Origin of the sequence: Romboutsia sp., assembly GCF_035470145.1 — a bacterium.
Taxonomy (GTDB): domain Bacteria; phylum Bacillota; class Clostridia; order Peptostreptococcales; family Peptostreptococcaceae; genus Romboutsia_D.
The window spans coordinates 1-13,253 of record NZ_DATIRC010000284.1; the positions used below are offsets into that span (position 1 = coordinate 1).

10 protein-coding genes are annotated in these 13,253 nt (G+C 28.3%); 7 read left to right on the forward strand and 3 right to left on the reverse strand.

Annotation, left to right across the window (positions count from 1 at the left end):
- Nucleotides 1-91 precede the first annotated feature (91 nt).
- The 3 genes from VLM92_RS11635 (at nt 92) to VLM92_RS11645 (ending at nt 4,058) form a co-directional block, all read left to right on the forward strand.
- On the forward strand, nt 92-928 hold the full coding sequence (locus VLM92_RS11635) for a pyruvate, water dikinase regulatory protein (protein ID WP_325276503.1): 837 nt from the start codon (nt 92-94) through the stop codon (nt 926-928).
- Nucleotides 929-965: 37 nt separating this feature from the next.
- Nucleotides 966-3,590: a pyruvate, phosphate dikinase gene (ppdK, locus tag VLM92_RS11640; protein ID WP_325276504.1), complete on the forward strand. Its 2,625-nt coding sequence runs from the start codon at nt 966-968 to the stop codon at nt 3,588-3,590.
- Between the two features lie 219 nt (nt 3,591-3,809).
- Nucleotides 3,810-4,058: a hypothetical protein gene (locus tag VLM92_RS11645; protein ID WP_325276505.1), complete on the forward strand. Its 249-nt coding sequence runs from the start codon at nt 3,810-3,812 to the stop codon at nt 4,056-4,058.
- Nucleotides 4,059-4,282: 224 nt separating this feature from the next.
- On the opposite strand, the gene VLM92_RS11650 is transcribed toward VLM92_RS11645, so the two are convergent.
- Nucleotides 4,283-6,499 (reverse strand): DNA topoisomerase, encoded by a 2,217-nt coding sequence (locus tag VLM92_RS11650; protein WP_325276506.1) that lies wholly within the window; start codon nt 6,497-6,499, stop codon nt 4,283-4,285.
- Nucleotides 6,500-6,583: 84 nt separating this feature from the next.
- The gene (locus tag VLM92_RS11655) at nt 6,584-7,216 is read right to left on the reverse strand and encodes a hypothetical protein (RefSeq protein WP_325276507.1); all 633 of its coding nucleotides are present in this window, start codon (nt 7,214-7,216) and stop codon (nt 6,584-6,586) included.
- A 126-nt stretch (nt 7,217-7,342) separates the two neighbouring features.
- On the opposite strand from VLM92_RS11655, the gene dut reads away from it, so the two are divergent.
- The 3 genes from dut (at nt 7,343) to VLM92_RS11670 (ending at nt 9,994) form a co-directional block, all read left to right on the forward strand.
- Complete coding sequence (gene dut / locus VLM92_RS11660; protein ID WP_325276508.1) at nt 7,343-7,774, forward strand: dUTP diphosphatase; 432 nt, start codon at nt 7,343-7,345, stop codon at nt 7,772-7,774.
- Between the two features lie 476 nt (nt 7,775-8,250).
- On the forward strand, nt 8,251-9,402 hold the full coding sequence (locus VLM92_RS11665) for an SH3 domain-containing protein (RefSeq protein WP_325276509.1): 1,152 nt from the start codon (nt 8,251-8,253) through the stop codon (nt 9,400-9,402).
- 184 nt (nt 9,403-9,586) lie between these two features.
- On the forward strand, nt 9,587-9,994 hold the full coding sequence (locus tag VLM92_RS11670) for a hypothetical protein (protein WP_325276510.1): 408 nt from the start codon (nt 9,587-9,589) through the stop codon (nt 9,992-9,994).
- Between the two features lie 484 nt (nt 9,995-10,478).
- On the opposite strand, the gene VLM92_RS11675 is transcribed toward VLM92_RS11670, so the two are convergent.
- A complete protein-coding gene (locus VLM92_RS11675) occupies nt 10,479-10,763 on the reverse strand; it encodes a manganese catalase family protein (protein ID WP_331681754.1) in 285 nt (94 codons plus the stop codon).
- A 428-nt stretch (nt 10,764-11,191) separates the two neighbouring features.
- Between VLM92_RS11675 and VLM92_RS11680 the strand changes: the two genes are divergently transcribed.
- Entirely contained in the window at nt 11,192-13,117 is a 1,926-nt protein-coding gene (locus tag VLM92_RS11680) for an OPT family oligopeptide transporter (RefSeq protein WP_325276511.1), read from the forward strand.
- The last annotated feature ends 136 nt before the right edge of the window (nt 13,118-13,253 follow it).

The following is a 13,253-nucleotide window of genomic DNA, read 5'->3' on the forward strand; positions in this document are numbered from 1 at the left end:
GATAAAAATCAAGTAAAGGTTATAGGAAGGATATCTAAAACTAACATAACAAAGTTATTTTTAGAGTTAGCTGACAATTAAGGAGGAATATATGGAAAATTTAATTATATATGTAATATCAGATTCAGTAGGTGAAACAGCTCAACAAGTCACAAAAGCAGCTATATCTCAATTTAATATAAATGATGATTATGAAATAAGAAGATTTCCTTATGTTATAGATCAAAAGTTTTTATTAGATATACTACATAGTGGGAAAAATGAAAATGCAATAATAGTATATACTTTAGTGGACAAAATACTATTAAATACAACTAATAAATTCTGTGAAGAACAAGGATTAAGCCACATAGACTTGATGACTCCACTTTTAAGAGAGATAGCAAATAAGACAAATATAAAGCCTAAAAGAGAGCCTGGGATAATAAGAAAACTAGATGAAAGCTACTTTAAAAGAGTTGAAGCGATAGAATTTGCTGTAAAATATGATGATGGGAAAGATCCAAGAGGTATATTAAAATCGGATATAGTTTTAGTAGGGATATCAAGAACTTCTAAAACTCCTTTAAGTATGTATTTAGCAAATAAAAATATTAAAGTAGCTAATGTACCACTAGTGCCAGAAATACCTATACCTAAAGAGGTATTTGAGATAAATCCTAAAAAAATTATAGGCCTTACTAATACTCCAGAAAAGCTTAATCAAATAAGACAAGAAAGACTTAAAGCATTAGGATTATCTAGCAATGCAAGTTATGCTAATTTAGAAAGAATACTTCAAGAATTAGATTACTCAGAAAATATTATGAAAAGAATTGGATGTCCAGTAATAGATGTGTCTAGTAAAGCAATAGAAGAAACCGCAGGTATAATTCTTGATATTATGAAAGAAAATGGACTTAAAGTCTATAAAGATGGCGATAAATAACATTCGCTACAAATAAATTAATGGGGGTTTTTAAATAATGGAAGCTAAATATGTTTATAGTTTTAATGAAGGTAACAAAGATATGAAATCTTTGCTTGGAGGTAAAGGTGCAAATCTAGCAGAAATGACAAAAATAGGATTACCTGTTCCTCCTGGATTTACAATTACTACAAGCGCATGTAATGATTATTATGATAACAATGAGGCGATAAGAGAAGAAATAATAAAAGAAATAGAAGAACATTTACAAAGTTTAGAAAAAAATTTAAATAAAAAACTGGGATGTAGTAAAAATCCACTTTTACTATCAGTTCGTTCTGGAGCAGTATTTTCTATGCCTGGAATGATGGATACTATACTTAATTTAGGTCTTAACGATACAAGCGTAATAGCTCTAGCAGATGCTACTCAAAATGAGAGGTTTGCGTATGATAGTTATAGAAGATTTATACAAATGTTTTCTGACGTAGCTATGGGAATACCTAAATATAAATTTGAAAATGTATTAGACAATGCAAAAGAGTCTAAAGGATATAAATTTGATACAGATTTAAATACAGATGATTTAAAAGAAATAGTAAAAAAATATAAAGAAATATATAAAAAAGAAATAAGATGTGAGTTTCCAGAAGAACCAAAAGAACAATTAATGCTTGCAATAAAAGCAGTATTTAAATCATGGAATAATCCTCGTGCAGCTGTATATCGTAAATTAAATGATATACCTCATAAGTTAGGAACTGCAGTAAATATTCAATCTATGGTATTTGGAAACATGGGAGAAACTAGTGGTACAGGAGTAGCATTTACTAGAAACCCATCTACAGGAGAAAATAAACTATTTGGTGAATTTTTACTGAATGCTCAAGGAGAAGATGTAGTTGCAGGAATAAGAACTCCTCAAGATATATCTTCACTTAAAGATGTTATGCCAAAAGCATATGATGAATTTGTGAAAATTACTTCTATACTTGAAAATCATTATAAGGATATGCAAGATATAGAATTTACTATAGAAAGAGAAAGATTATATATATTACAAACTAGAAATGGAAAAAGAACAGCTATGGCAGCTATAAATATAGCAGTTGACTTAGTAGAAGCGGATATAATAGATAAAAAAGAAGCTATTATGAGAATTGAACCTAAACAATTAGATCAATTATTACATCCAAGTTTTGAAAGCAAAGCTTTAAAAAATGCAACAGCTATAGCTAAAGGATTACCAGCTTCACCTGGTGCATCAAGTGGTAAAGTATACTTTAATGCACAAGATGTTGTAGAAGCTAAAAATAGAGGAGAAGAAGCTATATTAGTTAGATTAGAAACATCTCCAGAGGATATAGAAGGAATGGTTTGTGCCCAAGGTATACTTACAGCTAGAGGGGGTATGACATCTCATGCTGCTGTTGTAGCTCGTGGTATGGGTAAATGTTGTGTAGCAGGATGTTCAGAAATAAAGGTTGATGAATATAACAAAGAAGTTAGAACAGAACATGTTATTATAAAAGAAGGGGAATACATTTCATTAGATGGATCTAGTGGATGTGTTTATGTAGGGGAAATTAAGAAAACAGATGTAGCATTAACTGGAAACTTTGAAAAGTTAATGAATTGGGTAGATAAGTACAGAAATATAGTAGTAAGAACAAATGCTGATAATCCAAGAGATGCAGCTATGGCAATTAAATTTGGAGCAGAAGGAATTGGGTTATGTAGAACTGAGCATATGTTCTTTGAAGAAGATAGGATACCAGCAGTAAGAGAAATGATACTATCTAAAACATTAGAACAAAGATTAGTAGCACTTGAAAAATTATTGCCAATGCAAAGAAAAGATTTTATAGATATATTTAAAGTTATGGATGGCAAATGTGTAAATATAAGACTATTAGATCCACCACTACATGAATTCTTACCTCATGATGATGAATCTGTAGAAAATCTTGCAAATATTATGGGATTAGAAGTAAGTGAAATAAAAAGAAGAATAGTAGATTTAGATGAATTTAACCCTATGCTTGGACATAGAGGATGTAGACTTGCAATAACATTCCCAGAAATATACGAAATGCAAGCTAAAGCTATAATACAAGGTGCTATACAAGCGACTAAAGAAGGTATTAAAGTTATCCCTGAAATAATGATACCATTAGTAGGGGAAGTAAAAGAGTTAAAAGTTATAAGAGAAATGATAAAAGAAACGGTAGACAATATAATAGCTACAGAAGGTGTTAATGTAGATTACACAATAGGTACTATGATAGAGATACCTCGTGCATGCTTAACAGCAGATGAGATAGCTAAAGAAGCTGATTTCTTTAGTTTTGGGACTAATGACTTAACTCAAATGACTTTTGGATATTCAAGAGATGATGCAGGTAAATTCTTAGGAGAATATGTAAATAGAGAATTATTAGAAAAAGATCCATTTGAAGTTCTAGACCAAAAAGGTGTAGGTAAATTAGTTGAAATGGGTGTAAAGTTAGGAAAATCTGTTAAGCCTGATATAAAATTAGGAATATGTGGAGAGCATGGTGGAGAACCATCATCAGTAGAATTCTGCTATAAGATGGGCCTTGACTATGTATCATGTTCACCATTTAGAGTTCCAATAGCAAGACTTGCAGCAGCACAAGCATCTATAAAAGAAACTATATAATATAAAGCTACATGAAACTAAAATAGCATAAAATTTAATATATATAATAAAAATCCCCTTAGTTAACATGATTTATATAAGGTATAACAAAACCTATATGAATAGTTATTAAGGGGATTTTTGTATTCATTTAGTTTAGAGATAAATATAATCACATATATATAAGTTGTGTCATAATATATATTGAGATTTTTTAATTAAAATGGGGGTGGGATAAATATGACAAAATGTCCAAGATGCGGAAAAGATGTATCTTCAAGGCCGGGAACTATATGTCCAAGATGTGGACTTAAAGTATCTGAAGTTAATGAAAAAGTAAGATGTCCAGAAACGAATTGCAGGGCATTAGTATCTAAAAAATTAGAATATTGTCCTAAGTGCGGATGTAAATTAAAAAGTTATAATTTATCAGATTTTATAAAAATGGCAAGGTGCAAAATTGATGAAACTTTAAATGAAAAAGAATAAAGGTTGCTAATTTAATTAGCAACCTTTTGATTTATATAGAATTGTAGTTCTTTTCAAATTAACCATAGAGGCTTTGTTTATATGTTTTATAGATAAACTATATATTTAAGGTAGGATTAAATATATGAAAAGAAATGATTTATTACTACAATATTAATATGTATAAAGAATGATTATTGTTACTAAAAATTATAAAATTTTCATATAAAAAATAGAAAAAGAAACTAATTATTAGTTTCTTTTTCTATTTCGATATCCCAACCAAAGTAACCATTTTCTTTTTTGTAATATTTAAGAATGGCATCAAATTTATTTCCTTGTTTTGAAGTTAGAGATTTAACTTTAGCTTGGCCATTTTTTAATATACTTTTAACCATAGTTTTATTAGGTTTTTTCTTATAATACTCTAAAAATTTATCATTTTTCCAAATTCCAAATTTACACTCTTTATAATTATTACAAATATATCCTTTTTCTATTTCAACTACATCTTCTTGACATATAGGGCACTTTCCAAGACTATCGTTTTTAGGAATAGAAGAATTGGAGCTATTTTTGCTTGAAGTATTTTTAGTAGAATTACCTTTTATTGAAGTTTTAGCAGATTCTTTTGTATATTTTTTAGTTTTAGGATTATATACATAACTTTCTGTACTAATATTTTTAGGTGAATCTCTTTTTATTAGTTGAACATTTTCATAAATAAAATTCATTATATTAGTTAAATATTCTTTTCTAGTGAAAGTTCCCTTTTGAATATCGCTTAAGCTTTTTTCTAGCTTACCTGTATAATCAACATCAAATAGATCTTTAACAGGAAATACCTCAACCAAATTTTTTCCTAGATCTGATATAAAATAGGATTTACCTTTTTTACCAACGTATCCAACTTGAAGTATTTTTTTTAATACATCAGCACGAGTTGCAGAGGTACCTATAGAGTATCCTGATAAAACAGCAGTATCATCATCAGAAACATTTTTACCACAATTTTTCATAGCCTTAAGTAAAGTATCTTCTGTATATGGTTTTGGGGGTGTGGTTTGCTTAGTTAAAGGTTTTATTTCTAAAACATCCACAATATCATTATCATTAACCATAGGTAGTAAATCATCTTTTTCTTCTTTATTATAAATTTCAAGATAACCTTTAGATTTAAGCACTTTACCTTTAGTTAAAAAAATATATTTATCAACATCAGTTTTTATTTCTGTATTTTCATACTCTGCAGGAGGCATGAAGTTAGCTAAAAATCTATCTTTTATAGCATTATACACTATTAGTTCATCTGAACTAAGATTATTAGGAATTATATAAGTTGGTATAATGGCACTATGGCTATCAACTTTAGAAGAATCAAAAACTCTTTTAGTCTTTGAGAATTTAATTTGATTTTCATAAGGTAGTCCTACTTTTAATTTATCTAAAGTTTGAGAAACCTTTAAAGTTAAACTTTCTTCTAAATAAATAGAATCTGTTCTAGGGTATGTAATACACCCACCCTTACCTTTTCCTTCATAAAGGGATTGACACACGCTTAAAACCTTATCTGAAGTGAAATTCGAGTGCTTAGAAGTTATATATCCTTGTAAAGAAGTCAAACTGAAAAGCTTAGGTGCATATTCTTTGGACATGCTAACTTTTTTATCTAGTATTTTACCAGTAGTAGAAGTTATATTATTTATAACCTCATTGACTTCTTCGATAGTATCAAATTTGCTTTCTTTTCCTTTTGTATACTTACCTTTGTATTGGCCATTACTACATTTAAAATTACCTTCTATTTCATAGTAAGTTTTAGGTACAAAATTTAATATTTCCATATCTCTATCATAAACCAATTTTACAGTAGGCAAAATTACACGACCAATATTAAGTAATTTACCATTTCCATATTTTAAAGTAGCAACAGAAGTAAAGTTTATACCGATAAGCCAGTCAGTTATAAGTCTTGTATAACCGGCAGCTTGTAAATTTCTCATTTCACAATTATCTTTTAAATTATTAATACCTCTTGTAATATCTTCAGGAGTCCATTCATTAACTAAAATCCTTTTTATGGGGTTTTTATTTTTAGATAATAAGAATATAAGGAAAGAAATTAATTCTCCTTCTCTATCATTATCGGTAGCGTTTATAATATATTCGATGTCATCTCTATGTAAAAGACTCTTTACTATATCAAATTGTTTTTTCTTAGAACTATCTACTTTAAACTTAAATTTATCAGTAGGAATAAAAGGAAAATTATCCATTCTCCATGAACCTGAATATCTGTCCTTATCATAATCTTTCATATCATATAAACCAACTAAATGACCAACTGCATAAGTGATTATATATCCGTTTCCTTCAAAATAGCCATCACCTCTAGTCTTAGCACCTAAGAAAGATGCTATAGTCTTAGCAACAGATGGTTTTTCGGCTAATATAAGTTTCACAATAAACCCCCCTTCAAGGTACTTAAATATTTAGTCACAACTTTAAATATATTATCATAAAAAAAGAAAAGACTGCAAGGCAGTCTAGAAATTATAGTTAAAATTATTATTATTATTAGTTAAACCTTTTAAGTAGCAATCAACATAGTTATTTGCCATAACACCATCCATTAAATTTATAAATGAAATATGATTAGTGTTATTAGGATTAGTATTTTTTATATGATAATTTAATGTAGGTCCAGATATAGTACAAGATGAAGTTGGATTTATATAAATTCTTTGTGTATCTGATAAAGATGTAAAAATTTCATAACACTTAGCGTTATCTATTAAGTATGAAAAATCTATTACACCCCTAAGTTCTGGGAATTTAACATATAAATTATATACAGGATCTAATTCATTACAACTGGTATAATTTTCTTGATATCCTCCTAATATAATATATACATTTTCCTTAAATAAAGATTTAAATGAAAGTATTAAATTTTTAATAAAGAAATTTAGTTCTATAGGAAAATATAAATATAAAGAATTATTTTGATCTACATTAATATTATAGTCATCTAATAAGTTAAGTAAAGTTGTGGTTGTAGCATCAGTAGAGTTTTTAAAGTTAACATTACTATACATTAAATATAAGTTACCATATAAGTTTGTATCATAAATAACTTCAAGTTTTTGTTTCATCCAAGGTATAGGTAGCAAATTCATTTTATTCCTCCTAAAAATATTAATATTGTCTAGCTAAATTAAATTTATAAATTTTCATAATAAAATAGATTAATGAAAATTATTTAGTATATAATATGTATATGAAATTACAAAAGGAGAGATTAAATGTATACACTTAAGATAAAAAAAATGCATGAAGACGCTATAATCCCTAATTTTGCTCACAAAGGTGATGCTGGTATGGATTTATATTCTATAGAGGAAGTGATTATTCCTTCTACACAATCAAGACTTATAAAAACAGGAATAAGTATTGCCTTACCTAAAAATACAGAAGCACAAATAAGACCTAGAAGTGGTTTAGCACTTAAGCACTCTGTAACAGTTTTAAATACACCAGGTACAATTGATGAAGGTTATAGAGGCGAAATTGGTGTTATTTTAATAAATCATGGAAAAGAAGAATTTATAGTAACTAAAAATATGAAAATAGCTCAGATGGTAGTAAAACCTATATATGATATAAATATATTAGAAGTAATAGAATTAAATGATACAGATAGAGGAGAAGGTGGATTTGGATCTACTGGATATTAAAAATAAAGAATAAAATGAGAGGATTTACTTTATTTAGTAGATCCTCTTATTTTTTTGATTTAAATGTCAAAAAAATACAATTAGCTATTTCTATAGACAAAAAGTTACAAATTTGTAATAATATTATTAAAGAATAAATTGTATAATAAATATTCTACACTTTATCAGATTAAATAAAATACGTTATATAATACGAATTTATAAAATATAAAAAACGCTATTTTTAGTTATAGTTAAATCGATTTTTTAGATAAAACCAAATTTAATTTATAAGGCTTAATGTAATTTATGATGGCTTTATATATATTTTAGGGGGCATTGTTAAATAACAATGTTTAATTCCTTTAAAGCAACAATGATATATGTGCTTGATAATTATACGTTGGATGCAGGAATGAAGCAACAAATTTTTTATTGCAAGAGAGAGGAGATGAGTGCATTACAGACGATGAGTTCTGTAATAAAATATTATGAATATGAAAAAAGGAAAAATAACAGCGAGCTTAATAGCTACATCTATAGTACTACCTATGTCAGTAACTATAGCACATGCAGATGAAGATAATATACAACAAATAAATATAGAATATAGAACAATGACAGCAAACTCAGTAAACTTTAGAAAAGGCCCAAGTACAAGCTATGAGTCAATGGGTAAGCTAAACAAAGGATATCAAGTTGAGTATATAGGTAAGAGCGGAAGATGGGTAAACGTTAAGTATAATGGTAAGGTTGGATATGTATATGGAGATTATGTTTCTACATCATCTAATGATAACACAGAAAATTCAAACTCAGATAATGCTATAAAATCAACAAAGGTAGTAAACGGTAACTCAGTAAACTTTAGAAAAGGCCCAAGTACAAGTTATTCATCAATGGGTAAATTAAATAAAGGAACAGAGGTAGGATTTATATCGGAGTCAAATGGATGGTCAAAGATAAGTTACAATGGAAGCATAGGATATATGTCAAGTCAATACGTATCGAATAAAAGCGAAAATCCAGATCAACCATCAGATAACACTGATAATACTATAAAATCAACAAAGGTAGTAAACGGTAACTCGGTAAACTTTAGAAAAGGCCCAAGTACAAGTTATTCATCAATGGGTAAATTAAATAAAGGAACAGAGGTAGAATTTATATCGCAGTCAAATGGATGGTCAAAGATAAGCTATAACGGAAACATAGGATATATGTCAAGCCAATATTTATCAGATAAAATATCTTCCAATCTTCCATCTAGTGAAAAAGCAGATGAAGTTATAGATTTTGCAAAAAAATTATTAGGAAAACCATATGTATGGGGAGCAGAAGGACCAAATAGTTTCGATTGTTCAGGATTTACTCAATATGTATTTAAGAACTCTTCAGGAATTAGCATACCTAGAGTATCTAGAGATCAAAGTAAGTTTGGTCAATATGTAAGCAGAAGTCAACTTAAAAAAGGTGATTTAATATTCTTTGATACAGCTGGATCTAATAATGGATATGTAAGTCATGTTGGAATATATATGGGGAATAATCAGATGATACATGCATCATCTGGTAAAGGAAAAGTAGGAATATCAGAATTAAGTAGCTATTACAATGGTGCATTTGTAAATGCACGTAGAGTTTTATAAAAAATAGTATAATATGGCTGTAGGATATGAGAACATATTTAATATATTCTTATATCCTATTATTATTTGTCGGTGAATTAATAACTAAAATTTAAATTAATAATTCACGTATAAATAACAGTGAATTTTGAAAATAATATATAATAGAAACAAAAATCAGATATGAATTATAAGGAGTGTAGTCATGAGTGTAATAACTGATTTTTATCAATTTAAATATAGTAGAAATGACTATTATATAGAATTATTTATTAACAGATCTGCTGTAATAAGTATTGAAGAAGCTTTAGATGAAAGGCTAAGTAATATGTATATTAGCAAAGATGCTCAGTGTGCATATATGAGATTAAAGGAATTATTTCAATCATCTAGGATGAAAACTGATTCAATATATGTAGAAGTTAGAATTAATAAATGTTATCTAAAATATATGAAAAATTTATATTACTACTTTAGTGATAGAAAAGAGTACATTTCTTTAAAGGCATTAAATGATTATTTACAAGTATTTTTAATTAAAGATATAGACGATATATCCGGATTTAGTACTTTACAAGAAGATATAAAAGTAAGAGTTTTATCAACCGTTTAATATACTCTGCCTACAATATAGGGGGAGTTTTTTATATATAATTAATTTTAAAATGAAAATAAAACTATAAGAAATGGAAATTTTCAAGGATTACTTGCATATATTAAATTAAGTATGAAAGTTATAAAATTAAAATTTCATTTTTGAATAAAATAATAATAATATAGGAGGAAATATATATGGAAAATAGTTTAGATTTACTATATCTTGATTATGAAAGTGAAATAGAATATGATTATACGCCAGACTATAATATAGAGTAAGTGAATAAGCACGTAAAATATATTCATTTTTTATATTGAAATGATAAAATAAGCATACAAATATTGCAAAAGGAGAATAGTCGTGGTTAATAATGAAGATAATCAATAAAAAGCTCTTACTATATAATGTTTAGTAAGAGTTTTTTATTGATTATAAAAATATAAACTTATACAATTGTATAAGTTTATATTAAAAGTCAATAAATAAAAATTATAAAATACTAAAATATATTCTGGCTTTCTTGAAAATCATAAACATCCATTAAAGCTTCTCCAAATCTTTGATAGTGCACTATTTCTCTTTCACCTAAAAATCTCAACACGTTTATTATATCAACATCATCAGTTAAATTTATAAGATGATAGTAAGTTGCTAAAGCTTTTTGCTCAGCTGCCATATCTTCATGCAAATCAGTAACTGCATTACCCATAACAGCTATTGGAGCAGCACTAAAAGGTATTCCATTAGCATCAGATAAAGTAATAAAAACCCATCTATTAAAAATTTAATAGATGGGTTTTACTGCTACAAAAAAATTTATAAGTAAGCATATTTAATCTAGATTAACATGAATCGATTAAGAATAGATTACAAGAACATGGTAATAATTAGAAAGGTAGAATTAAAAATCAAAATAGATCTTTTATTTTAGGAGAGGTAAAAATAATGCTTGAAGACAAAATACATAGTTCATATATAATAGGATTTTTTTGAGACGATAAATTTATTGTATAAACTGCAAAATCAAACACATAATAAATGTGTATAGAATACCAGTATTAGTACTTCTTACAAATAAAAGATATTACTGCAATTGAGTATTTCTAGTAACATAAGAAGATTGTATTGATTTAAAATCTATAATTAGATAATATCAAAGTCTTACCTATTGCTATTAATATGTCTAAATAAAATAAAGGAGGGTGAATCTTAATGAATAAAAAATTGCCTAAGGGTGCATATGGAGGAGTATCTGGAAAAGATTATGTTCCTTACATAACAGATAACTCTAAATCAGGTGGAAATATTACAGTATTAATGATAGGTCTTGTTTTAGCTGCTGTCTTTGCCGCTTCCACAGCTTATTCTGGTATGAAAGCAGGTCTTACAGTTGCTGCAGGAATTCCAGGTTCCATAATAGGTTCAGCATTTGTTGGAGCATTTGCTAATAAAAAAGGTATTCTTGGTAAAAATCTAATCCAAGGTATGTCAAGTGGTGGTGAGTCGATTGCCAGTGGTATGATCTTTGTATTACCTTCTATTATTTTAATTGGTAGTCAAGTTACCTTTTTAGAAGGTATAGTTACTGGAATCGGTGGAGTGTTATTTGGGATGGGAATTGCATCACTTGTTCACAATTATTTAATTATTGAAGAACACGGTAAACTTATGTATCCAGAGTCAATGGCTATTTCTGAGACGCTTGTTGCATCAGAGGGTGCTGGAGATTCTATGAAATACATGGGAATTGGATTTGGAATTGGTGGTCTTATTACCATATTAACAGGTTCATTCTTAAATGTAGCGAATAACGTGATAAGTTTCTATGGAAGTAAGTTTTATAAGTGGAAATTCCAGATAGAAGTTAATCCACTTCTTTTAGGAATTGGATTTATTGTAGGGCTTGAAGTATCCTTAATGATGTTTGCTGGTTCTGTTTTATCAAACTTTGCTATTGCACCTTTAATAGGTTACTTTACTGATATGGCTGGAGAAGGAGCTAGAGTGTGGAATAATTCTTCAATGGCGCTTAACCAAATGGATGTAAATTCAATTTCTGGTAGCTATGTAAAATACATAGGTGCTGGTATGATGCTTTGTGGTGGTATTATTGGAGCAGTTAAACTTATCCCAACTATTATAGCTTCTGTTAGAGAAACGGTTAACGCAAAAGCAAGTTCTGGAAGTTCTGAAGATACTTCATCTATTCAGATGTTAATATTACTAGGTGGTATTATAATTGCATTTATAACAGGATTTTTAATTTCAGGCAATTTTGTAATGGCAATTGTTGGAGCAATTATTTCTCTTTTATTATCATTGCTATTTGTTATTGTAGCTGGACGTCTAACAGGTACTATCGGAACATCAAATCTTCCAGTATCTGGTATGACGATTGCATCATTAGTTATCGTAACATTAATATTTGTTTCAATGGGATGGACTAGTCAAGCAGATAACAAATCATTACTTCTATTTGGTACATTTATAGTTGTTGCTATAGCAGTTGCTGGTGGTTATAGCCAGTCTCAAAAAGTAACTTACATTATGGGTGGTAGTAAAAATGAAATGCAACGTTACTTTGCACTTGCAGGTATAGTAGGTGTAATCATTGTTGCAGGTACAATATTATTACTTGCAGATCAACTTAGAATTACTGGTGATAATCCACCATTTGCATTACCACAAGCAAACTTAATGTCAACACTGACTTCAGGCATTATGTCAGGTGAATTGCCTTGGGTTATGATTATTGCTGGTGTGTTTATGGCAATTGTTTTATATTTCTTAGGATTGCCAATTATGACTGTTGCTATAGGATTTTACCTACCAATTGCAACAACTTCTATAATCTTAATTGGAGCATTAATACGTGTACTTGTTGAAAAGACTTGTAAAGCTGACTATGAAAAAGAAGCTAAAGTTGCAAATGGTATAAGTTTATCTTCTGGTCTTGTTGCAGGAGGTTCTATCATCGGTCTAATAGGTATCATATTACAAGTATCAGGAGTTATAAGAGGAACTGCACCAAGTGGGTTTGCAGCAGGAAATACAATGGCAATGGTTTTACTAATTGTTTTAGTTGTTCTTACAACACTACCTATTGTCTTATCTAAGGTAAAACATGATAAACAATAATGACGAAGTTTTAAATATAGTATTTAAAATTTCCGATAAAATTGAATATGAAGTGAATAAAGATGGAATTGTTACTATACTTGAAAAACAAGACTACAGGATTCAAAGATTTTTTAGAAAATTAAAATTCAAAATT

Bases quoted from the DNA above. Each gene is read 5' to 3' on its own strand.
- ppdK (WP_325276504.1), top strand. From the start codon at position 966: ATGGAAGCTAAATATGTTTATAGTTTTAATGAAGGTAACAAAGATATG.
- VLM92_RS11655 (WP_325276507.1), bottom strand. From the start codon at position 7,216: ATGAATTTGCTACCTATACCTTGGATGAAACAAAAACTTGAAGTTATT.
- VLM92_RS11680 (WP_325276511.1), top strand. From the start codon at position 11,192: ATGAATAAAAAATTGCCTAAGGGTGCATATGGAGGAGTATCTGGAAAA.
- VLM92_RS11635 (WP_325276503.1), top strand. From the start codon at position 92: ATGGAAAATTTAATTATATATGTAATATCAGATTCAGTAGGTGAAACA.
- VLM92_RS11645 (WP_325276505.1), top strand. From the start codon at position 3,810: ATGACAAAATGTCCAAGATGCGGAAAAGATGTATCTTCAAGGCCGGGA.
- VLM92_RS11670 (WP_325276510.1), top strand. From the start codon at position 9,587: ATGAGTGTAATAACTGATTTTTATCAATTTAAATATAGTAGAAATGAC.
- dut (WP_325276508.1), top strand. From the start codon at position 7,343: ATGTATACACTTAAGATAAAAAAAATGCATGAAGACGCTATAATCCCT.
- VLM92_RS11665 (WP_325276509.1), top strand. From the start codon at position 8,251: ATGAAAAAAGGAAAAATAACAGCGAGCTTAATAGCTACATCTATAGTA.